The organism is Microvirga sp. 2YAF29 (assembly GCF_052114605.1).
Taxonomy (GTDB): Bacteria; Pseudomonadota; Alphaproteobacteria; order Rhizobiales; family Beijerinckiaceae; genus Microvirga.
Map to the genome: position 1 here is coordinate 98535 of NZ_JBFRFB010000009.1, position 19768 is coordinate 118302.

20 protein-coding genes are annotated in these 19768 nt (G+C 61.5%); 14 read left to right on the plus strand and 6 right to left on the minus strand.

Features of this window, described 5'->3' with window-relative positions; translation table 11 throughout:
• Nucleotides 1–123: 123 nt before the first annotated feature.
• Nucleotides 124–528, minus strand: a complete 405-nt coding sequence (locus tag AB4Y85_RS13575; protein WP_441985495.1) for a DUF4345 domain-containing protein — start codon at nucleotides 526–528, stop codon at nucleotides 124–126.
• Nucleotides 529–705: 177 nt separating this feature from the next.
• On the opposite strand from AB4Y85_RS13575, the gene AB4Y85_RS13580 reads away from it, so the two are divergent.
• Together AB4Y85_RS13580 and AB4Y85_RS13585 are read left to right on the plus strand one after the other, a co-directional pair.
• Nucleotides 706–1347: a glutathione S-transferase family protein gene (locus AB4Y85_RS13580; protein ID WP_441985440.1), complete on the plus strand. Its 642-nt coding sequence runs from the start codon at nucleotides 706–708 to the stop codon at nucleotides 1345–1347.
• Nucleotides 1344–1802 (plus strand): GNAT family N-acetyltransferase, encoded by a 459-nt coding sequence (locus AB4Y85_RS13585; protein WP_441985441.1) that lies wholly within the window; start codon nucleotides 1344–1346, stop codon nucleotides 1800–1802. The genes AB4Y85_RS13580 and AB4Y85_RS13585 overlap by 4 nt, the downstream gene beginning before the upstream one ends.
• A gap of 273 nt (nucleotides 1803–2075) precedes the next feature.
• Here the strand turns inward: AB4Y85_RS13585 and AB4Y85_RS13590 are convergent, their stop codons facing one another.
• Nucleotides 2076–2330, minus strand: coding sequence for a hypothetical protein (locus AB4Y85_RS13590; protein WP_441985442.1), 255 nt, complete (start codon nucleotides 2328–2330; stop codon nucleotides 2076–2078).
• A gap of 241 nt (nucleotides 2331–2571) precedes the next feature.
• Between AB4Y85_RS13590 and AB4Y85_RS13595 the strand changes: the two genes are divergently transcribed.
• On the plus strand, nucleotides 2572–3279 hold the full coding sequence (locus AB4Y85_RS13595; RefSeq protein ID WP_441985443.1) for a glutathione S-transferase N-terminal domain-containing protein: 708 nt from the start codon (nucleotides 2572–2574) through the stop codon (nucleotides 3277–3279).
• Between the two features lie 289 nt (nucleotides 3280–3568).
• On the opposite strand, the gene AB4Y85_RS13600 is transcribed toward AB4Y85_RS13595, so the two are convergent.
• Entirely contained in the window at nucleotides 3569–3973 is a 405-nt protein-coding gene (locus tag AB4Y85_RS13600) for a DUF2147 domain-containing protein (protein ID WP_441985444.1), read from the minus strand.
• 171 nt (nucleotides 3974–4144) lie between these two features.
• Between AB4Y85_RS13600 and ndk the strand changes: the two genes are divergently transcribed.
• From ndk to AB4Y85_RS13620, 4 genes are all read left to right on the plus strand, one after another.
• Nucleotides 4145–4567, plus strand: coding sequence for a nucleoside-diphosphate kinase (gene ndk, locus AB4Y85_RS13605; protein ID WP_196264062.1), 423 nt, complete (start codon nucleotides 4145–4147; stop codon nucleotides 4565–4567).
• Nucleotides 4568–4689: 122 nt separating this feature from the next.
• The gene (locus AB4Y85_RS13610) at nucleotides 4690–6705 is read left to right on the plus strand and encodes a hypothetical protein (protein WP_441985445.1); all 2016 of its coding nucleotides are present in this window, start codon (nucleotides 4690–4692) and stop codon (nucleotides 6703–6705) included.
• A complete protein-coding gene (locus AB4Y85_RS13615; protein WP_441985446.1) occupies nucleotides 6702–8855 on the plus strand; it encodes a molybdopterin oxidoreductase family protein in 2154 nt (717 codons plus the stop codon). The genes AB4Y85_RS13610 and AB4Y85_RS13615 overlap by 4 nt, the downstream gene beginning before the upstream one ends.
• Nucleotides 8856–9097: 242 nt before the next feature.
• On the plus strand, nucleotides 9098–9460 hold the full coding sequence (locus tag AB4Y85_RS13620) for a hypothetical protein (RefSeq protein WP_441985447.1): 363 nt from the start codon (nucleotides 9098–9100) through the stop codon (nucleotides 9458–9460).
• Between the two features lie 104 nt (nucleotides 9461–9564).
• Here the strand turns inward: AB4Y85_RS13620 and purN are convergent, their stop codons facing one another.
• The 3 genes from purN to AB4Y85_RS13635 form a co-directional block, all read right to left on the minus strand.
• Nucleotides 9565–10209 (minus strand): phosphoribosylglycinamide formyltransferase, encoded by a 645-nt coding sequence (gene purN / locus AB4Y85_RS13625; RefSeq protein WP_441985448.1) that lies wholly within the window; start codon nucleotides 10207–10209, stop codon nucleotides 9565–9567.
• The gene (gene purM, locus AB4Y85_RS13630; protein WP_441985449.1) at nucleotides 10209–11288 is read right to left on the minus strand and encodes a phosphoribosylformylglycinamidine cyclo-ligase; all 1080 of its coding nucleotides are present in this window, start codon (nucleotides 11286–11288) and stop codon (nucleotides 10209–10211) included. Before purM ends, purN begins: the two co-directional genes overlap by 1 nt.
• A gap of 145 nt (nucleotides 11289–11433) precedes the next feature.
• Nucleotides 11434–12213, minus strand: a complete 780-nt coding sequence (locus AB4Y85_RS13635) for a hypothetical protein (protein WP_441985450.1) — start codon at nucleotides 12211–12213, stop codon at nucleotides 11434–11436.
• Here AB4Y85_RS13635 and AB4Y85_RS13640 point away from each other — a divergent pair.
• The 7 genes from AB4Y85_RS13640 (at nucleotide 12194) to AB4Y85_RS13670 (ending at nucleotide 19753) form a co-directional block, all read left to right on the plus strand.
• On the plus strand, nucleotides 12194–12724 hold the full coding sequence (locus AB4Y85_RS13640; protein WP_441985451.1) for a CDP-alcohol phosphatidyltransferase family protein: 531 nt from the start codon (nucleotides 12194–12196) through the stop codon (nucleotides 12722–12724). The two genes, AB4Y85_RS13635 and AB4Y85_RS13640, sit on opposite strands and share 20 nt — an antisense overlap.
• 28 nt (nucleotides 12725–12752) lie before the next feature.
• The gene (locus tag AB4Y85_RS13645; protein ID WP_441985452.1) at nucleotides 12753–13883 is read left to right on the plus strand and encodes an AI-2E family transporter; all 1131 of its coding nucleotides are present in this window, start codon (nucleotides 12753–12755) and stop codon (nucleotides 13881–13883) included.
• Complete coding sequence (locus AB4Y85_RS13650; protein ID WP_441985453.1) at nucleotides 13876–14568, plus strand: hypothetical protein; 693 nt, start codon at nucleotides 13876–13878, stop codon at nucleotides 14566–14568. The genes AB4Y85_RS13645 and AB4Y85_RS13650 overlap by 8 nt, the downstream gene beginning before the upstream one ends.
• Nucleotides 14565–16883 carry an RNA degradosome polyphosphate kinase gene (locus AB4Y85_RS13655; protein ID WP_441985454.1) on the plus strand — a complete coding sequence of 773 codons (2319 nt, stop codon included), beginning with the start codon at nucleotides 14565–14567 and terminating at the stop codon, nucleotides 16881–16883. Before AB4Y85_RS13650 ends, AB4Y85_RS13655 begins: the two co-directional genes overlap by 4 nt.
• Before the next feature lies 1 nt (nucleotide 16884).
• The gene (ppx, locus tag AB4Y85_RS13660; RefSeq protein WP_441985455.1) at nucleotides 16885–18408 is read left to right on the plus strand and encodes an exopolyphosphatase; all 1524 of its coding nucleotides are present in this window, start codon (nucleotides 16885–16887) and stop codon (nucleotides 18406–18408) included.
• Between the two features lie 101 nt (nucleotides 18409–18509).
• Nucleotides 18510–19133, plus strand: coding sequence for a 2OG-Fe(II) oxygenase (locus AB4Y85_RS13665; protein WP_441985456.1), 624 nt, complete (start codon nucleotides 18510–18512; stop codon nucleotides 19131–19133).
• Nucleotides 19134–19210: 77 nt separating this feature from the next.
• Nucleotides 19211–19753: an NUDIX domain-containing protein gene (locus tag AB4Y85_RS13670; protein ID WP_441985457.1), complete on the plus strand. Its 543-nt coding sequence runs from the start codon at nucleotides 19211–19213 to the stop codon at nucleotides 19751–19753.
• The last annotated feature ends 15 nt before the right edge of the window (nucleotides 19754–19768 follow it).

Sequence of the window (19768 nt, forward strand, 5' to 3'; positions counted from 1 at the left end):
TCAGGCAAAACGCCTCGTCACATCCTGAGAATGTGGCTCCAGAACATGGCAAAGTTCAAGGTGAACCGCCGAATTCCGCAAGAAATCGGGCATAAATCATAATCTTTCACTGCCCGAAGGCGGTCATGCGACCCCGTATTCCTCAGCGTAGCGGTTCGCGATCCGCGTTTGCCAGATGCACAGAACGGGGGCGACGACGAGTTCGACGACGAGGCCGCCGATCATGAAGAGTGACGGCAGGCCGGTCAGGGCAAGGCCGATGAGGCGCCCAAGACCTCCGATCACCACGAGGAGCGTGAGGAGCCGGAAACGGCCAGTTCTGGTCTCGATGCGGGGCAGGGTGCTCCAGTAACAGAGGCCGATGCCGAGAAGCAGGCCGGACAGGAACCGAAAATGGCTTTCCGCCGAAATGCTCACCGCATCGCCCGTGAGCGCCTGGCCGAACAGAACGCCATAGAGCCCGATCGCCACGGGAACCGTCGCCACGACGGCAACACTCTGCTGCAGAAGCTTGCGTTCGCTATCCATCTTGGCCATGGCACCATCCTCAGAAGGCTAGGCCCTCGTGCTTCGAGACGGTCGCTCCGCACCCCTCAGGATGAGCGTAGAGACTGGTGAGCCGAACCTTCGGTGTGATTTTCAACCTTTCTGGCTGCGAAGCAATCCAATAAAGTCTCAGCTAGACTTTTGCGCACAGAGGGGCTCATGACCGCACGTTTCGAACTTCACGGGTTCGCGTTTTCCGGACCGACCTACAAGGTTGCCTTGATGCTTTCGCTGACGGCTGAGCCTTTCGATTATGTGCACGTGAACATGATGGCCGGCGAGCACAAGCAGCCCCCGCACATGTCGCGCCAGCGCTACGGCCAGGTGCCGCTGCTCCTGGACCGCAACAATGGCAGGCATCTCTGCCAGTCGGCGGCTCTGCTCGAATATCTCTCCGACACCCTGGGCAAATTCGGCGGCGCGAGCCTGGACGAACGCCTCCAAGTTCGTGAATGGCTCTACTGGGACTTCGACCGTCTTGCCGCACCCCTCTATCGGGCCCGCGTCATCAAGCTCGGCATCCGGCAGGCTCCACCCGAGGTGTTCGAGGATTGCAGCGCCAATGCCAGGGCTGGGCTCGCTGTCGTCGAGGCGCATCTCGCCGGACGCACCTGGATGGTGGGCGAGGGCGTCACCATCGCCGATATCGACATCTACGGCGTTGTGGCCTTCGCGGGCGAGGCGGGCATCGACTTGACCGAATACTCTCAGGTGAAGGCCTGGGCGGCGCGCGTCGAGGCCTTGCCGGGGTTCAAGGCTCCCAAGGCCATGCTGCCCATGGAATCCAGGTCAGCCGCATGAGCGGGATTCTGGTTCGGGAAGCGCGCTTCGAGGATCTCGAGGCGATCATCCGCCTGCATGAAGAGGACACGTTGGGAACGCACGGCGACGTGTGGAACCCTGAGACGAAGCCAGTCTATGAGGCAGCGTTTCAGGCCATCGCCCGCTCGGCGGAAAACACGCTCTTCGTGGCGACCGATGGCAGCGAGGTCATCGGCACCTTTCAGCTTACCTTCATTCCCAATCTCACCGGGCGCGGAACGATGCGCGTGAAGGTCGAGAGCGTGAAGGTGAAAGCCTCCCGCCGCTCCGGCGGCATCGGGGCCCGAATGATGGCCTTCGCAGAGGATTACGCCCGCACCAAAGGCGCCGCCGCCATGGAGCTGACCTCCAACAAGACCCGCAAGGACGCGCACCGTTTCTACGAGCGGCTCGGGTTTTCGCGGAGTCACGAGGGGTTCAAGAAGAAGCTTTGAGAGCCACCTAGGTGAGCGGCTGCCAAACTCTACTGATCAGAGTTCGGGTTGATAATTGTAGTCCTCTTCGCACAGGTGCCAAAAAGCTCTGTCGTAATTGATGCGATCAAGGCAGGCGTCGAAGTGAATAAGCCCATATAGCCAGTATGCAACTGCAACAATGCATAAGGCGATCAAAAGAAGTACTTTCACTCGTCGGTTCATGAGCAATTCTTTTGGCCAGTTTTGGCATCTCGGACTCTTTTATGGAAAAAGTCCGAGATGCTTGGTTGTTTAAGCCTTCGTGCCGCCCTTGAGACGCGTGTTGCAGGCGCTCCAGAACTTCGGCCATTTCATGCCGGGCTCGACCTTGCCGCCGGCCTTGGCTTCCTTCCACTCGGCGCTGCACTTGGTCATGCGCTCGCGGGCGGCCATTTGGGCGGCGGTCGGTTCCTTCTTCGGCTTTGCCTCTCCAGCCGCCTGGACGGGAACGGCGAGAGACAGGGTCATGGCGGTTGCAAGCACTGTTGCAGCAAGTTTCTTGATCATCGGGTTCCCCTTAGGCGCATTCAACCTGCGCTCGATTCATCTCATATGAAACAATGAAACATGCAAGGCCGCGGGCTCGGCCATGCCCTCTATCCACTGCAAACCATTGTCATGAGGGTGCGGGAGGCGATGCTTATTTCTACAGTCGCGCATCGTTTAAGCGGAAAATCGGGTCCACTTTTCCGCCTGATGCGTTAACGTCCGCGCCAGACCTGTATTGTTACCGAAGGAGAGGCATGCCATGGCAGCTTCCACGCAGCAACCGATCGATCTCTACTACTGGCCGACCCCGAACGGCTGGAAGATCACCATCATGCTCGAAGAATGCGGGCTGCCTTACGTCATTCACCCGGTGAATATCGGCAAGGGCGATCAGTTCAAGCCGGATTTCCTGTCCTTCTCCCCCAACAACAAGATGCCGGCCATCATCGACCATGACGGGCCTGACGGGCAGCCGATCTCGGTGTTCGAATCCGGCGCCATCCTCCAATATCTCGGACGCAAGACGGGCCGGTTCTACCCGCAGGACGAGCGCGGGCGCGTCGAGGTCGATCAATGGCTGTTCTGGCAGATGGGCGGCTTCGGCCCCATGCTCGGCCAGACGCACCATTTCCGCATCTACGCCCCGGAGCAGGTGCCCTACGCCATCGAGCGCTACACCAACGAGACCAACCGCCTCTACGGCGTGCTCAACAAGCGCCTCGCGGACCGGGAATTCGTGGCCGGCGAATATTCCATCGCCGACATGGCCATCGCCCCCTGGGCGAAGCTGTGGGAGCGCCAGGGCCAGAACATCGAGGACTTCCCGCATGTGAAGCGCTGGCTGAAAGCGGTAATGGAGCGCCCGGCGGTGAAGAGGGCTCTCGTGGTCGGAGCCGAGGATCGCGGATCGAACGACATGAAGGACCCCGCCGTTCAGGCCATCCTTTTCGGCCAGAAGGCGCGGTAATCAACCGGCGTCATCCCGGACGGCGAAACCGATCCGGAGTCGCTGGCAGGATGAGTGCACCCACCGCTGTCATTCCGGAGCGGCTCGTCAGAGCCGAGCCCGGAACCCATACCCACAACAGATGCAGAAGAAAGCAGCTCGGATCGCCGGGCTTTTCTTGGCAGCGTCGCGGTTATGGGTTCCGGGCTCTCGCTAGCGCTAGCCCCGGAATGACAGAGGGAAATTCGGGCGCCTCATCCTGCACCCGATCCCGGATCAGCTTTGCCGTCCGGGATGACCGTTTAGGAGCTCAATTCAACTTCGCCCAGGTCTGAGAGCGGCAGATCAGGCCGCCGAGGACGCAGCCTGAGAGCTGCATGGTCTTTCCGGCGAAGGTCATCTTGCCGGTATAGGTCCGGCCGTCCTTGTAATTATAGAGCTTTCCAGTGAAGCCTTCCGGGGCAGGCCGGATGTCGGCAATCATCTGGACCCCGACGAGATTACGGTTTTTCAGGCCCGCATCAGGGTTGTGCACATCCTTGGTCTCGCCCTGCACCGAGAGGATGGTGCCGCAATGAACCTCGCCGCATCTGGCGATCCGAACCCTGGTCTCCCCAGTCTCGCTCAAATAGGTGCCGCTCGGGTCGGAGGGCTGGGCCCAGGCTGCTCCAAGGGTCAGAAAAAGGCAAAGAACAGAAAGGGTTGCAGGTTTCACGAATTTCTCCCTCGGAGCCTGTCGTCCGGGGTGAGGCTAGACCAGCGGGTTAAGCTTTCCAAGAGAAGGGCGCCCGCCATTAAACTTAAGTCCGAAAAGGCGCTTGAGAGCAGGGGGGCGCGCCGCTATAAGCGCCGCACTTTCCGATTTTCCCTCTTGAAGAGCAATATCATGGCCATCGAGCGCACTTTCTCCATCATCAAGCCCGACGCGACCGAGCGTAACCTGACCGGCGCCGTCAATGCCGTCATCGAAAAAGCCGGCCTGCGCATCGTGGCGCAGAAGCGCATTCTCATGTCCCGCCGCGAGGCCGAGACCTTCTACGCTGTCCACAAGGAGCGCCCCTTCTTCGGTGAGCTCGTGGACTTCATGATTTCCGCTCCGGTCGTCGTGCAGGTTCTCGAGGGCGAGAACGCCGTTCTCCGCTACCGCGAGATCATGGGCGCCACCAACCCGGAGAGCGCTGCCGAGGGCACGATCCGCAAGCTCTACGCCAAGTCCATCGGCGAGAACTCCGTCCACGGCTCCGACAGCCAGGACAATGCCAAGATCGAGATCGCCCAGTTCTTCTCGGGCAACGAGATCGTCGGCTAAGCCTTAGGCTTCCGACCCTGAACGAAAAGGCCGCCCCCCGGGCGGCCTTTTTGCTGAATAGACGGTATTTTTGCGCGCTGCTTTTTACTGTATGAACCATTGCAAAGACGAGAATGGGCAAAATGTATAGTGTCGGCTACGCTACTGGTTTCTTTGTAACGGCTCTCCTGATTGTTGCACTGATAACGCAATTCTTCCTCTGGCTCCTGAAACATTGGAATGCCTCGGTGCCGCGTTTGCTGGTCGCCAATGGGCTCTCCCTTTTCGTGATCAGCCTGCTCAATGCTTTCGGGAAAGCTGATGGTGGCGAGCCCAAATTTCAGGCGGCTTTCGCTTCATTTGCCATTCCTCAGCTCGCATGGCTCGTCATCGGCCTCGTTCGCGACGGCCGGAAGGTCCGGCGCGTAGAGAAAGGCGAGGCTGCCGCAGCCGTGCCTGCAAACTCTCCATCATCGCAATCCGATGCTAATGCGACGCCTCTGTCCGTTGCTCTCCCCTCCGAGGCCCAAGTTGCGCTCTCTGCCGACGACCATTCGGCTCCGTTCGCCGCGCCGCAAGAACTTCCAAAAAGGGGGACTGAAAAGCCCAAGGCGAATTTCATCGCGCGTCATTGGCGTGGGGAGCTGCCCCTCTGGGTCTCGTACTGGGTTTTCGGTTTCCTCGCGAATATTGTCGCCACCATCTTCGTCGTCGCGGTCAGCGGCGTGCTTTCCGAAGGTGGAGACTACAACCCGACAAAGATTCTGATCGTTCTCGTGTCCATCTGGGTTGGGATCGGTCTCATCGCCGTGTGGCAGCTCGTGGGCATCTGGCGGTCGGCGGATCGACATGTGAGCCGGAAAGGTTCGAGGGTATGGGCAGGCCTGGCGAAAATCGCAGTGGTGCTCGGCATCCTGCGCATGGTGCTCGAGTTCGGGCAGGTCGGATACCCGCAAATCACGGAGACCGTGAGAATGGCCTTCTTCGACGATCCGGACATTCCGGCCTATGCCATTCGCATTATGAGGAACGGCACGGAAGTTGAGGTGTCGGGCGGATTCAAATATGGCCTCAATGACGACTTCGTCCGCATTCTTAAGGCCGCCCCTCAGGTCAAAGTGGTTCACCTCAACAGCGATGGCGGACGGCTTGGAGAAGCCGAGAAGCTTTATAATACAATCCGGAAGCTGGGTTTGAGCACCTATACGTCCAGGCGCTGCGCGTCAGCCTGCACGATGGCCTTCATGGCGGGCCGCGAGCGCTGGATTCATCCGAACGGACGGCTGGGTTTCCATGCGCCGACATTCCCCGGCATGGGCGCCTCGGATGCAGCGGAGGCCTCAAGCAGCCAAAGGAAATTCATGATCGAGGCGGGCGTGCCTTCGGAGTTCGTGTCACGCGCTCTTGCGACGCCCAACAGCACCATGTGGTATCCCACCCGTGAAGAGCTGGTGACGGCCCGCGCGGCTACCGGTGTTGCGGATAACTACAAGTTTGCGGTCTCGGGCTGGGGGGCGAATGTCGGCCGCGCGGAGATCGAGGAGCAACTCCTCAAGGTCGGCTCCGTTTTTGCCGCGCTCAAGAGTGCTCGTCCTCAGGATTTTACCAAAATGGTGGACCGGGTGACGAACGGCTATCTCTTCGGCGAGTCCGAAGGGGCCGTCATCGATGCTGCTCGGGCGCAGATGCTGCCGATCATTATCCAATATCGCCCTCTTGCGGACGACCAAACCATCCTCGACCAAGGCAGGCTCCTTCTTGATCAGTACAAGGCCCTGTCCGCGGTCGATAAGCAGCTTTGCTATGAATACGCCTCAGGTGTCGATGCCACCAAAAACTACGTTGCTTATCTGCCTGGGCCTATGCGGCAGAGGGAGGTTGAACTCAGCGAGCGTATTCTGAAGACTGCTACGGCACGTGAGACCGTTTCCGCCAAGGCTGCAGAGCCGCTTTGGAGCATCGTCGGGGGACAGCTCGCGAAACGCTTCGGCGCTAATGAGATTGAATTGCTGACCCAAGGGAATCTCAGCCCTTCTCATCGGGCGCGATATTGTGACCTAGCGATTGCCATGTACGAGGAGATGTTGAATCTTCCCATGAGCAGCGCTGTGCAGGTGCTCAGAGACAATTTCCAGGATCTTGCCAAAGGTGGGCCATGAACCAAGCGCCCCGCGTCGACCGCCGCGCCTCCGTCTGCCCGCATGACTGCCCGTCCGTCTGCTCCCTCGATGTCGAGGTGATCGAGGGCAAGAGCATTGGGCGCGTTCATGGGGCCAAGACCAACAGCTACACGGCAGGCGTGATCTGCGCGAAGGTGGCGCGCTATGCCGAGCGCATCCATCATCCGGATCGGCTGCTCCATCCGCTCAAGCGCACGGGTCCGAAGGGCTCGGGACAGTTCGAGCGCATCTCCTGGGATGAGGCACTGGACATCGTCGCTCGTGAGTTTCTGAAGGCGGAAGGGGATTTCGGCGCGCAATCGGTCTGGCCCTATTACTATGCGGGCACCATGGGCCTCGTGATGCGCGACGGCATCAACCGCCTGCGCCACGTGAAGAAATATTCCGGCCAGTATTCCACCATCTGCACGCCCATGGGCTGGACGGGCTATGTCGCCGGTACCGGCAAGCTCGCGGGCGCGGACCCGCGCGAGATGGCCGTGTCCGATTGCGTGGTGATCTGGGGCACGAACCCGGTTCACACCCAGGTCAATGTGATGACGCATGCCATGCGCGCCCGCAAGGAGCGCGGGGCGAAGATCGTCGCCATCGACATCTACATGAACGCCACCATGAAGCAGGCCGATATGGCGTTGCTCGTGAAGCCGGGAACGGATGGCGCGCTCGCCTGCGCGGTCATGCATGTGCTGTTCCGCGACGGGCATGCGGATCGGGATTATCTGGAGCGTTACACCGATCATCCGCGTGAATTTGAGGAGCATCTGAAGACACGCGATCCCGCCTGGGCATCGAGCATCACCGGTTTGTCGGTGGAAGAGATCGAGGCTTTCGCAAGGCTCGTCGGCGAGACCAAGCGCACCTTCTTCCGCCTCGGATACGGCTTCGGCCGCCAGCGCAACGGCGCGGTGAACATGCATGCGGCCTCGTGCATCCCGGCCGTTACAGGCGCATGGCAGTACGAAGGTGGCGGTGCGTTTCATTCGAACAGCGGCATCTTCCATTGGAACAAGGCGCTGATCGAGGCGCATGACGCGCGCGACCCGGCGATCCGCAATCTTGATCAGTCGCAGATCGGCCGCGTGCTCACGGGCGATGCGGAAGCTTTGCACAGCGGCCCGCCGATCAAGGCCATGCTGATCCAGAATACCAATCCCGTTTCCGTCGCGCCGGAGCAGGAGCTGGTGAAGCAGGGTTTCGCCCGCGAGGATCTGTTCGTCTGCGTGCACGAGCAGTTCATGACCGAGACGGCGATGATGGCCGATATCGTGCTGCCCGCGACCATGTTCATGGAGCATGACGATCTCTATTCCGGCGGCGGGCATCAGCATTTCCAGATGGGACCGAAGCTCATCGACGCGCCGGGCGAATGCCGGTCGAACCACGAGGTCACGCGCGCACTCGCCAAGCGCATCGGCGCCACGCATCGCGGCTTCGACATGGAGCCGCGCGAGATCATCGACTGGACCCTGCGCAATTCCGGCTGGGGCAGCATCGAGGAACTGGAAGTCGCAGTGCACAAGGATGTGCAGCCGCCCTTCGATGAATCGCATTACCTGACGGGCTTCGGTTATCCCGACGGCAAGTTCCGCTTCAAGCCCGATTGGACAAAGGTGCCGTCCTACAATGACGGGCCTATGGGGCCATGGGCCAGCATGCCGGCATTCCCCGACCATTGGGGCGTCATTGAAGCCGCAACGGAGGAATACCCGTTCCGTCTCGCCACAAGCCCGGCGCGCAGCTTCCTCAACTCATCCTTCACCGAGACGCCCGGTTCCATCGCGAAGGAGGGCAGGCCCGAGGTGATGGTGCATCCGTTCGATGCGGAGCGATTGAACATTGCGGATGGCGATTGGGTGAAGCTGAAGAACCATCGCGGCGAGGTATTCTTACGCGCAAAATTGTTCGAGGGCGTGCGGCGCGGCGTGCTGATCGCGGAAGGCATCTGGCCGAACAAGGCGCATCCATTGGGACGCGGCATCAACACGCTTACCGGCGGCGATCAGGTTGCGCCTTATGGCGGCGCGGCCTTCCACGACAACCGCGTGGCGCTGGAGAAGGCCCCTGCCGATCTCGTGCCGGAAGCGGCGCATGCGGTTATTCGCGGTCGGACCGAACCGGTTTTGAGCTGACCCGATTAACCTGACAACATAGCCCTCATCCTGAGAGCCTGGCCGATCAAGCGCCGGCAGCTCTCCTCCCCACAAGGGGGAGGGGGAACTTGCGCCTTATCCTTTTTGGCGGCCTCTGTGGAGGCCTCCCGCACAAACCAAGCATTGAGACCTTCTTAAGCCTATTTGCGACTGTCCCTTGATCCTGAGCGCCCGAGCCTATTCTTAAGCGTCGACGTGATATTGTCGCTCGGGAGCTTTCCATGACATCCATTCTGCGCGTGCTGCTGACCGTGGCCGCCATCGCCACGGGCTCGGCCGCCGCCTTCGCCGCCGCCTCCAACATGCCCACCCAGTACCAGCTCGATCCGGCGCTGAAGACCGCCAGCATGGCCGATCTGCGCGCACGTGTGAGCGAGGCATGCACCATCACGCAGGCCAAGGCTCAGAACGTGACGGAAATCTCGCTGAGCCGTAAATGCGATTGCTATGCAGGCCGCACCATGCGTTCGCTGAGCGCCGACGAGGTTCAGGCCTATCGCGATACGGGCGTGTTCAACGACACCGCCCGCGGAAAGGCCCTGGCGGCCATCGATTCCTGCAAGCTGCAGCGGCCGCAGCTTTAACCTCTCCACGTCATCACCGGCCTTGTGCCGGTGATCCCGATAAGGTCGAACGCCGCGCCTTTCGGATCGGGATGGCTGAGACAGGCCCGGCCATGACGGGTGATTTAACCCGGCGAACGCAACGCGCAGCCGGCATCCCACCGCCCCGAAAACACCACGCGCCCACCGTCCAACCGCGCGCTGCCGTCGCAGATCATGTGCAGCGCCTTCGGGTAGAGGATATGCTCCTGCACAAGGATGCGGGCGGCGAGGCTTTGCTCCGTATCGCCCGGCACCACCGGCACGGCGGCTTGCGCGATGATCGGGCCGGCATCGAGTTCAGGCACCACGAAATGCACCGTGCAGCCATGAACGCGAACGCCTTCCTCCAGCGCCCGACGATGAGTGTGCACGCCTCGGAATAAAGGCAGGAGGGAAGGGTGGATGTTGATCATCCGACCGGCCCAGCGCTCCACGAAGCCGTCCGTGAGCACGCGCATGAAGCCGGCGAGGCAGATGAACTCTATGCCGTGCGCGACAAGCGCCTCATCCATCGCCTGTTCGAAGCTCTCGCGGGTGGGATGGGTCTTGTGGTCGAAGGCCACCGTGGCGATGCCGGCTTCCCGCGCATGCTCAAGACCTTCCGCATCGGGACGATTGGAGACGACGAGCGCGATCTCGGCCGGGAAATCGGCGCTGCCAGCGGCCTCGATCAGCGAGACCATGTTGGACCCGCGCCCTGAGATCAGAATGGCGACGCGGCGGGACATTAGAGTTTCAGTGAGCCGGACGTCTGCACAGGCTCGCCGCCGGTATGGGCGATGGTCTCGCCGATGCGCACCGGGTTCTCGCCGGCCTCGCGCAGACGCTCGATTACCGCGTCAGTCTTGTCGGCGCTGGCGACCACGATCATGCCGATGCCGCAGTTGAAGGTGCGCAGCATCTCGGAGTCGGCGACGCCGCCGGTACGGCTAAGCCAGCCGAAAACGGGCGGGGCTTTGATCGCATCGAGGTCGAGCCGCACGCCGACGCCGTCCGGCAGGACGCGTGGAATATTGTCGGGGAAGCCGCCGCCGGTGATGTGGCACAGCGCGTTGATGCCGTCGCCGCCCTTCAGCACTTCGAGCAGGGCCTTCACATAGATCCGGGTCGGCTCCAGCAGGGCCTCGGCAAGGGTTTTGCCCGCCGCAAAAGGCGCAGGCGCATCCCAAGCAAGGCCAGAATGCTCGACGATCCGCCGAACCAGGGAGAAGCCGTTGGAATGGACGCCGGAGGAGGGCAGGCCGATCAGAACGTCACCGACCGTCACATCCTTAGGCAGCAGGGTGCCGCGCTCGGCAGCACCCACGGCGAATCCGGCGAGGTCGTAGTCGCCCTTGGCGTAAAGGCCCGGCATTTCCGCCGTCTCGCCGCCGATCAGCGCGCAGCCCGCCTGAAGGCAGCCCTCTGCGATGCCCTTGACGATATGAACGCCGACCTCGGGGGAGAGCTTCCCGGTAGCGAAGTAATCGAGGAAGAACAGGGGCTCGGCGCCTTGGACGATGATGTCGTTCACGCACATGGCCACGAGATCGATGCCGATCGTATCGTGGATGCCCGTGTCGATGGCGATCTTCACCTTGGTGCCGACGCCGTCATTGGCGGCCACCAGGATCGGGTCCTTGAAGCCTGCGGCCTTGAGATCGAACAGGCCGCCAAACCCGCCGATCTCGGCATCCGCGCCGGGGCGGCGCGTCGAGCGCACCAGGGGCTTAATCTGGTCGACCATGGCATTGCCCGCGTCGATATCGACGCCCGCTTGGGCATAGGTCAGGCCGTTCGTCTGCTTCTCGGGTTTCTCGGTCGTCATGGCACACCCCGTGTTGGGTGGGGAGTAAGGCGAAGGGGGGCGAGAGGCAAGGGGATTTAGATGCAAGCTGCTCTAAGCCATCTTGGCCCAATGGATGTATCTATGGCTTGAGGGTCTCAGGGTACGATCTGACTCAGAGGATTTGTCAGGGTTCCCAAACCTGTAGAGATGAGGCCCTGAGCTGAGAAAAGTAGGCATTTCTGACAGCCAAGGCATTTTCTTCAGCTAGCCGCAGATCGGACGTGCCGTATTTGATCTTGATCACTTGAGACTGCATCAGGACTGTGAATAGGACAATTTTATATTCAGTCCCATCATCTCGATAGGCAAGAATGCTAATGCCGCCCTTGCCGCCAACATCGTTCGACAGAAGCGTCGCCTTCTTATTGAACTTCATGCTGTAGAGCTCAGCGATTTTATAGGCGATTGCGGCATTCACACGAGTGACTTTGTCGGCAGGTACTTCTGGATCACGATCCATGATGGTGATCTCCAACTGGCGTGATCCTTCAGCCCCATAAACAACGCTAAAACTTTCATCGAGGAAGTTGCAGGTTGGGACACGTAACTCTTTCCGTACTAAGCCTTCGAGGGAGTCTGGAAACGGAAAACCTTGAATCATCGACGACGATTCCTTTTCCTCATAACCTTTCCCTCGGCAGGCGAATGCTTGTGAGACCGGTATTAGGATGAGGATCAGAGCAAGCGATAGCATGCCCCTAAATTTGGCCACCCAACGCAAGCTCATGCGATTTCCAATTTTGTGAATATTGTGGCAATCTGGCACCAATTTTTCATGTAAGCAACTGATATATGTAGTCTTTCCTTGCAATGGCTGTGCATTGGAAACTTGACCGCTTATCCAACATTGAACTCCGCCGCCTAAACCGCCATCATCCTTCCTGATGACGATCCCGAATATCATCACTATCGCCCGGCTCATCATGGTCCCCATCGTGATCGTGATGATCATGCAGCACCGGTGGATGGCAGCGTTCGTCCTGTTCGTGGCGGCGGGGATCTCGGACGCGGTGGATGGGTTCATCGCCCGGCATTTCGACATGAAAAGCGAGTTCGGGGCTTATATCGACCCCCTGGCGGACAAGTCGCTCCTGGTCTCGATCTATGTGACGCTCGCCGTGGTCGGGGCGATTCCGAGCTGGCTTGCCATCGTCGTGGTCTCGCGGGATGCGATGATCGTGGCGGCGGTGCTCCTGTCCTGGGTCATGAGCCGCCCGGTGGAGATCAAGCCGCTGATGGTGAGCAAGCTCAATACCGTGGCGCAGATTGCCTTTGCGGCCTTTGCCCTTGCCGCCAATGCGTTCGGGGCGGAGCTTGGAGGGTTGGAAGATATCGCCATGCTGGCGGTCGCCACCTTGACCGTGGCATCCGCCGGTGCCTATCTCGGGGGCTGGCTGCGGCACATGGCCGTGTGACGCCGCGTTATAAGGGTATGGAGTACCGATGACGATCCAAAGGCAGATCGGATTCTGGCTTGCGGCGCTGGCGGTGGCAGTGCTTCTGCTGTTCGTGCTGCGGGGTATCCTTCTGCCCTTCGTGGCGGGCTTTGCGCTCGCCTATCTGCTCGATCCCCTGGCCGACAAGCTTCAGAATGTCGGCATCGGACGCTTGGGCGCCAGCCTCCTGATCCTGGTCATCTTCGTCCTGGTCTTCATCATCACCCTCATGATTCTGGTGCCCTTCGCGGCCCAGCAGGTGGGGGCTTTCGTCGAACGCGTGCCGAGCTATGTGGCGAGGCTTCAGGAGCTGGCGAACGAGCAGCTGAAGCCTCTTCTCGAACGGCTCGGCGCCAACGGCGCCCTGCCGGAAATGCAGACTTCGGTCGGCAATCTGATCAGCCAGGGCATCGCCTGGATCGCGACCTTCCTTCAAGGTCTCTGGTCTGGCGGGCAGGCGCTTATCGGCATCTTCTCCCTGCTGGTCGTGACCCCGGTCGTCGCCTTCTACATGCTCGTCGATTGGGACCGCATGGTGCTGACCATCGATTCCTGGATGCCGGTGCACCAGCGGGAGACCATCCGCGGCATCGCCCGCGACATCGACCGGGCCATTGCCGGCTTCGTGCGCGGGCAGGCGCTGGTCTGCATTATTCTCGGGACCTTCTATGCGGTCAGCCTCACCGTGATCGGGCTGAATTTCGGCGCCCTCATCGGCATGACGGCGGGCCTCCTCAGCTTCATCCCTTATGTGGGCTCGCTCACGGGCCTCATCATTTCCATGGGCGTCGCCATCGTGCAGTTCTGGCCGGACTGGACCATGATCGCAGCGACTCTTGGCATCTTCATCTTCGGGCAGTTCGTCGAGGGCAACATCCTCTCTCCCAAGCTGGTGGGCGATTCCGTGGGGCTGCACCCGGTCTGGCTCATGTTCGCGCTACTCGCCTTCGGCGCGCTTTTCGGCTTCGTGGGGCTTCTGCTCGCGGTGCCGCTCGCCGCCGCCATGGGCGTGATCGCCCGGTTCTCCTTGGGTAGATATCTAGCGAGCCCCCTTTATAGTGGTGCCGGACCCACTATTGCACCGCCCGGCCCGCATCTCGAAATCGAAGCCAACCGGAAGACCGAGCTCGATGCCTGATGCACCCAAGCAGCTTGCCTTCGACCTGCCGCTCGATCCCCGGTTCGGCGCGGAGGACTTCCTCGTCAGCCCGTCGAACGAGCAGGCCTATGGGCTGATCGAGAGCTGGCCCGAATGGCCCGACAGCATTCTCCTGTTGATCGGCTCTCGCGGCAGCGGCAAGAGCCATCTGGCTTCCATCTGGGCCACCAACGCCCATGCCTGGACCGTCGATGCCGCCGAGATCACGCAGGACAAGGTTCCGCACCTCGTCTCGAACGGCGCGCTCGCCATCGAGGACATGGACCGGGGAGCGCGGGACGAGGCGGCCCTTTTCCATCTCCTCAATCTCGCCAGGGAGAAGAAGGCCGCGCTGCTCATCACCTGCGAGACCCCGCCCGACCGCTGGGGCTTGAGCACGCCCGATCTCCTGTCCCGTCTGCGCCTTGCCCCGAGCGTCACCCTGGACGCGCCCGACGATGCCTTGCTCAAGGCCGTCCTGGTCAAGCTGTTCGTGGACAGGCAACTCGTGGTCGACACGTCCGTTGTCGACTATATTTCGCTGAGGATCGAACGCTCACTGGCGCGGGCTTCCGAGTTTGTGACGCTTCTCGACAGGGAGGCGCTCAGCCGGGGGCGGCGCGTATCGCGGGCGATAGCCGCCGAGATCCTTGGAGCCTCGCAGGAAACGGATGACAACGAGTGAAGCCCGATCAGAACGCCCTGGCCCCGAACCGTCGTGAAACCGTCGCAAAGTCCAAAGCAAAACGGAAGCCGGACCAGGATGACGCGGAGATCGAGGTGCGTAGCAAGATTGCATTGAAGGAAGTCGAGACCGTCAGCGAAGCCCCGCTGCCGAAGGCTCCGCCGGATATCGAGCTCGACGGCGCGGTGCTGCGGCGGTTCCCGCAGCGCTATATCAATCGCGAATTATCTTGGCTCCAGTTCAACCGCCGTGTCCTGGAAGAAGCCTCCAACCGCACTCACCCGCTTCTGGAGCAACTGCGCTTCCTGTCGATTTCCGCCGAGAACCTGGACGAGTTCTTCATGGTCCGCGTCGCGGGCCTGCGGGGGCAGGTGCGCTCCGGCGTGTCCAGCGTCTCGCAGGACGGGCTGACGCCACAGGAGCAGCTGACGAAGATTTCGGTCGAGGTCTCGAATCTCGCTTCCGATCAGCAGCGCCGCTGGGGCGAGCTGCGCGAGATCCTGCAGGAAGAGGGCATCATTCTGGTCGAAGGGCCGGGGCTGACGAAGGCCGAGGCCTCTTGGCTCGAGGATTACTTCCTCAACCACATCTTCCCGGTGCTCACGCCGCTCGCCATCGACCCGGCGCACCCGTTCCCGTTCATGCCCAATCTCGGCTCGTCCATCGGGCTGAAACTGGTGCGCCAGAGCGACGGCAAGGTGCTGAATGCGCTGATCCGCCTGCCGTCGCGGGGCGAGCGCTTCATCCGCCTGCCCGATTTCGCAGAAACCGGTTCGTCGCGATTCATCGCGCTCGAACAGATGATCGTGCTCTACACCAGCCGCCTGTTCCCCGGCTACAATGTGCAAGGGCAGGGCGCGTTCCGCGTCATCCGCGATTCCGATCTGGAAGTGGAGGAGGAGGCCGAGGATCTGGTGCAGCTCTTCGAGACGGCGCTCAAGCAGCGCCGGCGCGGCAGCGTGATCCGTCTCGAGGTCGAAGCCGCCATGCCTGAAGACCTGCGCCTCTTCGTGGCCGAGGAGATGGAAGTCGCCGCGGACGAGGTCTTCGTCGTCGAGGGCATGATGGGCCTGCGCGATCTCTCGCAGCTCGTCGCGCTCGAACGCCCAGACCTGAAGTTCAAGCCGTACAATCCGCGCTTTCCCGAGCGCATCCGCGAACATAGTGGCGATTGCTTCGCGGCGATCCGCGAGAAGGACATCATCGTCCATCACCCGTATGAATCCTTCGACGCGGTGGTGCAGTTCCTGCGCCAGGCCGCGTGCGATCCGAACGTGGTCGCGATCAAGCAGACGCTCTATCGCACATCCTCGGATTCACCCATTGTCGCTGCGCTGGCCGAGGCGGCGGAGGCGGGCAAGTCCGTCACGGCGCTCGTGGAGCTGAAGGCGCGCTTCGACGAGGAGGCGAATATCCGCTGGGCGCGCGATCTGGAGCGCGCTGGCGCGCAGGTCGTGTTCGGTTTCATCGAGCTGAAGACTCACGCCAAACTCTCCATGGTGGTTCGGCGCGAGGGCAGCCAGCTCATCACCTATTGCCATGTGGGTACGGGCAATTATCACCCTATCACCGCGCGCATCTATACGGACCTGTCCTATTTCACCGCCGATCCGGTGATCGGGCGCGATGTCTCGCGCATCTTCAACTTCGTGACGGGCTATGCGGAGCCTGCTGAGCTGGAGCGCATGGCGGTTTCTCCGCTGACGTTGAAGAAGCGTCTCCTCCAGCATATCGGGGAAGAGATCGAGCATGCGAAGGCGGGACGTCCGGCGGCGATCTGGGGCAAGTGCAACTCTCTCGTGGATGCCGACATCATCGACGCGCTCTACGACGCGAGTGCCGCGGGCGTGCAGGTCGATCTCATCGTGCGCGGCATCTGCTGCCTGCGTCCCGGCATCAAGGGGCTGTCGGAGAACATACGGGTGAAGTCCATCGTCGGGCGCTTTTTGGAGCACACGCGCATCTATGCCTTCGGCAACGGGCATGGGATGCCGAATCCGAAGGCGCACGTCTACATTTCCTCCGCCGACCTCATGTCGCGCAATCTCGACCGGCGTGTCGAGGCGCTGCTGCCCATCGTCAACACGACCGTGCACCAGCAGGTCCTCGACCAAATCATGCTCGCCAACCTGCTCGATAACGAGCAGAGCTGGACGGTGCTGCCCGACGGCACCAGCCGCCGGGTCGTGCCTTCCAAGGGCGAGGAACCATTCAACGCCCACAAGTATTTCATGACCAATCCAAGCCTGTCAGGCCGTGGCAAATCCCTCAAAACCTCCAGCCCCAAGGCGCTTGCGAAGCGGGGACAACGCTGACATGGACACCATCGTCCGCGAGGCTCAGGGGCGGCTCAAGATCGGCCGTCCCGTCGCCATCATCGATATCGGATCGAACTCGGTCCGCCTCGTGACCTATGAGGGCATGGCGCGCGCGCTTACGCCCATCTACAACGAGAAGGTGCTCTGCGGTCTCGGCCGCCACGTCGCGACAACCGGGCGTCTGGACGAGGATGCCTTGGACCGGGCGCTTCGCGCACTCGCGCGCTTCCGCGTGCTCTGCGAGACGATGCAGGTCTCCGACGTGTTCGTGCTCGCTACCGCAGCCGCGCGCGATGCCTCCAACGGACCTGCCTTTCTCGAAGCGGCGGAAAAGGCCTGCGGGCGTCCCATCAGCTTGCTGTCGGGCGCGGAAGAGGCGCGGGCGTCGGCGCTCGGCATCGTTGCGGGTTTCTTTCAGCCTGACGGGATCGTCGGCGACATGGGCGGCGGCAGCCTCGAACTCGTCGATGTGAAGGGCGCGACGATCGGGCAGGGCACCACGATGCCGCTGGGCGGCCTTGCCCTGCAGGACGTGAGCGGCGGTTCTTTAAGAAAGGCGCAGCGGATCGTCCGCGCCGCGCTCGAACGGGCGCCGGAATATCTCGAAAGCCTGCATGGGCGGACGTTCTATGCGGTGGGCGGCACGTGGCGCGCGCTCGCGCGGTTGCATCAGGCGGCGACGGATTATCCGCTCCACATCATGCACAGCTACATCCTCGATCCGAAGAGCGGACTCGACTTCCTTCAGCTCGTGGAGGGGGCCGACACCAAGACTCTCAAGGATATCGAAAGCGTCTCCGAGGCCCGCCGTCCGTTGCTGGCCTATGGCGCCATCGTGCTGGAGGAGATCATCCGCCTCGGGGAGCCGAAAGAAGTGGCGATCTCCGCTTACGGCGTGCGTGAAGGCGTGCTCTTCGACAAGCTCGATCCTGAGACTCAGAAGCGCGATCCGCTGATTGCCGCGGCGAGCGACCTGAATCTGCTGCGCTCCCGTTCGCCGCGCCATGGCGAGGAATTGTGCGAGTGGACCGAGACCTTCATGAGAAGCCTCGGGCTCACCGAATCGGAAACCGAAACCCGCCTGCGCCGCGCGGCCTGCCTGCTCGCCGATATCGGATGGCGCGCCCACCCCGATTATCGCGGCGAGCAGAGCCTCAACCTCATCGCCTATGGCGCTTTCGCCGGGCTCGACCATCCGGGCCGGGCCTATCTGGCGTTGGCGATCTTCTTCCGTCACGAGGGCCTATCGCCGGACAAGGTAGGCTCGCGCATCAAGTCGCTCGCCGGTCCGCGCTATATCGAACGCGCCCGCCTGCTCGCGGCCCTCATGCGCGTCGCCTATCCGGTCTCGGTCTCCATGGAGGGCATTCTCCCGCAGGCCTCCTTGCGCGCACGCGGCAGTCAGGTTGTGCTGCAACTCCCATCCCACATGCAGGACCTCGCCAACGAGCGCCTGGGCGGCCGCATGAAAGCCCTCGGCAAGCTCCTCAATATGGAGCCGGTGATCGAGATCGGGGCATAAGGCTTCACGGGGATTTGATTTTTTTGAAAGGCCGGTGCAACCTCAGGTGATCTGGTGAGCCCCGGTCAAAACAAGAAGGTGGGGCACAGTGGGAGTGACTTATGAGCCTTATCAACCTGTCCGCTGTTCAGAATGCCGAGCATTCCCGCGAACCCTACGATCACCTTTTGACGTCCGGCTTCCTGAAAAAGGAGGCCATCGAGGATATCCGGCGAGATTTTCCGCAAATCGACAAGCCCGGTTATCTGACCGTCGATGAGGTCAATCTCCATGGCCGCTTCAAGCAGCTCATCGAGGAACTCGAAGGCCCCGAGCTGACTGCGGCCCTGTCGGAAAAGTTCGGGATCGATCTGAGCCCCTTTCCGCGACTCACCACCATCATGAAGCGCTCGCAGCCGAAATACGGCGCGATCCATACGGACGGCCCGTCCAAGGTCATGACCATGCTCGTCTACATGAACGACGAGTGGGAGCAGGACGAGGGTGGACGCCTGCGCGTGCTCTATGACGGAAAGAACTTCGAGCCCTACAAGCTCGAGGTGCCGCCGGTCATGGGCACCATGTTCGCCTTCCTGCGCTCCGACAATTCCTGGCACGGTCACCTGCCGTTCTCCGGCGAGCGCCGCGTCATCCAGATCGCCTGGGTAAAGAGTCAGGCCGATGTGGATCGCAAGAAGAAGAACAACAAGCTGGCTCAGTTCTTCAAGGGCATCTTCGGGCGGTAAAGCTCTCTGGCGGCATTGGAAAGATAGATATGGCCGGGCTATGCTCGGCCATAAACTTATCACGGTCGGGCAGGGGCATGGTCGCTGAGATTGAAACGACTGCGACGCGCATCGTTTACGAAAACCGTTGGATGCGGGTGCGCGAGGACGCCATTCGCCGGCAAGACGGCTCGTCCGGGATTTACGGCGTCGTCGAGAAGACCGACTTCGCGATCATCGCGCCCATCGATAATGGCGTGATCCATCTGGTCGAGCAATACCGCTATCCGGTCAAAGGCCGCTATTGGGAGCTGCCGCAAGGCTCATGGGAGCAGAATTCCGATGTTGATCCGCTGGCATTGGCCCGTGCCGAGCTGCGCGAGGAAACGGGCCTCTCCGCCGACACCATGATCCATGCCGGCCACCTGTTCGAGTGCTACGGCTACTCGACCCAAGGGTTCGACATCTATCTCGCCAAAGGGCTCAAGCCGGGGCAGGTGGACCGGGAGCACAGCGAGCAGGACATGATCAGCCGCGCCTTCCCGGTCGAGGAAGTTCTGAGGATGATCACCGATGGCATCATCAAGGACGCCGCGACGGTGGCGACGCTAGGGCTGTTGCGGCTGAAGGGGATGCTTTGATCGGCATTGACCACT

Bases quoted from the DNA above. Each gene is read 5' to 3' on its own strand.
- AB4Y85_RS13575 (WP_441985495.1), bottom strand. From the start codon at position 528: ATGGATAGCGAACGCAAGCTTCTGCAGCAGAGTGTTGCCGTCGTGGCG.
- AB4Y85_RS13580 (WP_441985440.1), top strand. From the start codon at position 706: ATGACCGCACGTTTCGAACTTCACGGGTTCGCGTTTTCCGGACCGACC.
- AB4Y85_RS13585 (WP_441985441.1), top strand. From the start codon at position 1,344: ATGAGCGGGATTCTGGTTCGGGAAGCGCGCTTCGAGGATCTCGAGGCG.
- AB4Y85_RS13590 (WP_441985442.1), bottom strand. From the start codon at position 2,330: ATGATCAAGAAACTTGCTGCAACAGTGCTTGCAACCGCCATGACCCTG.
- AB4Y85_RS13595 (WP_441985443.1), top strand. From the start codon at position 2,572: ATGGCAGCTTCCACGCAGCAACCGATCGATCTCTACTACTGGCCGACC.
- ndk (WP_196264062.1), top strand. From the start codon at position 4,145: ATGGCCATCGAGCGCACTTTCTCCATCATCAAGCCCGACGCGACCGAG.
- AB4Y85_RS13610 (WP_441985445.1), top strand. From the start codon at position 4,690: ATGTATAGTGTCGGCTACGCTACTGGTTTCTTTGTAACGGCTCTCCTG.
- AB4Y85_RS13615 (WP_441985446.1), top strand. From the start codon at position 6,702: ATGAACCAAGCGCCCCGCGTCGACCGCCGCGCCTCCGTCTGCCCGCAT.
- AB4Y85_RS13620 (WP_441985447.1), top strand. From the start codon at position 9,098: ATGACATCCATTCTGCGCGTGCTGCTGACCGTGGCCGCCATCGCCACG.
- purN (WP_441985448.1), bottom strand. From the start codon at position 10,209: ATGTCCCGCCGCGTCGCCATTCTGATCTCAGGGCGCGGGTCCAACATG.
- purM (WP_441985449.1), bottom strand. From the start codon at position 11,288: ATGACGACCGAGAAACCCGAGAAGCAGACGAACGGCCTGACCTATGCC.
- AB4Y85_RS13640 (WP_441985451.1), top strand. From the start codon at position 12,194: ATGACGATCCCGAATATCATCACTATCGCCCGGCTCATCATGGTCCCC.
- AB4Y85_RS13635 (WP_441985450.1), bottom strand. From the start codon at position 12,213: ATGATATTCGGGATCGTCATCAGGAAGGATGATGGCGGTTTAGGCGGC.
- AB4Y85_RS13645 (WP_441985452.1), top strand. From the start codon at position 12,753: ATGACGATCCAAAGGCAGATCGGATTCTGGCTTGCGGCGCTGGCGGTG.
- AB4Y85_RS13650 (WP_441985453.1), top strand. From the start codon at position 13,876: ATGCCTGATGCACCCAAGCAGCTTGCCTTCGACCTGCCGCTCGATCCC.
- ppx (WP_441985455.1), top strand. From the start codon at position 16,885: ATGGACACCATCGTCCGCGAGGCTCAGGGGCGGCTCAAGATCGGCCGT.
- AB4Y85_RS13665 (WP_441985456.1), top strand. From the start codon at position 18,510: ATGAGCCTTATCAACCTGTCCGCTGTTCAGAATGCCGAGCATTCCCGC.
- AB4Y85_RS13670 (WP_441985457.1), top strand. From the start codon at position 19,211: ATGGTCGCTGAGATTGAAACGACTGCGACGCGCATCGTTTACGAAAAC.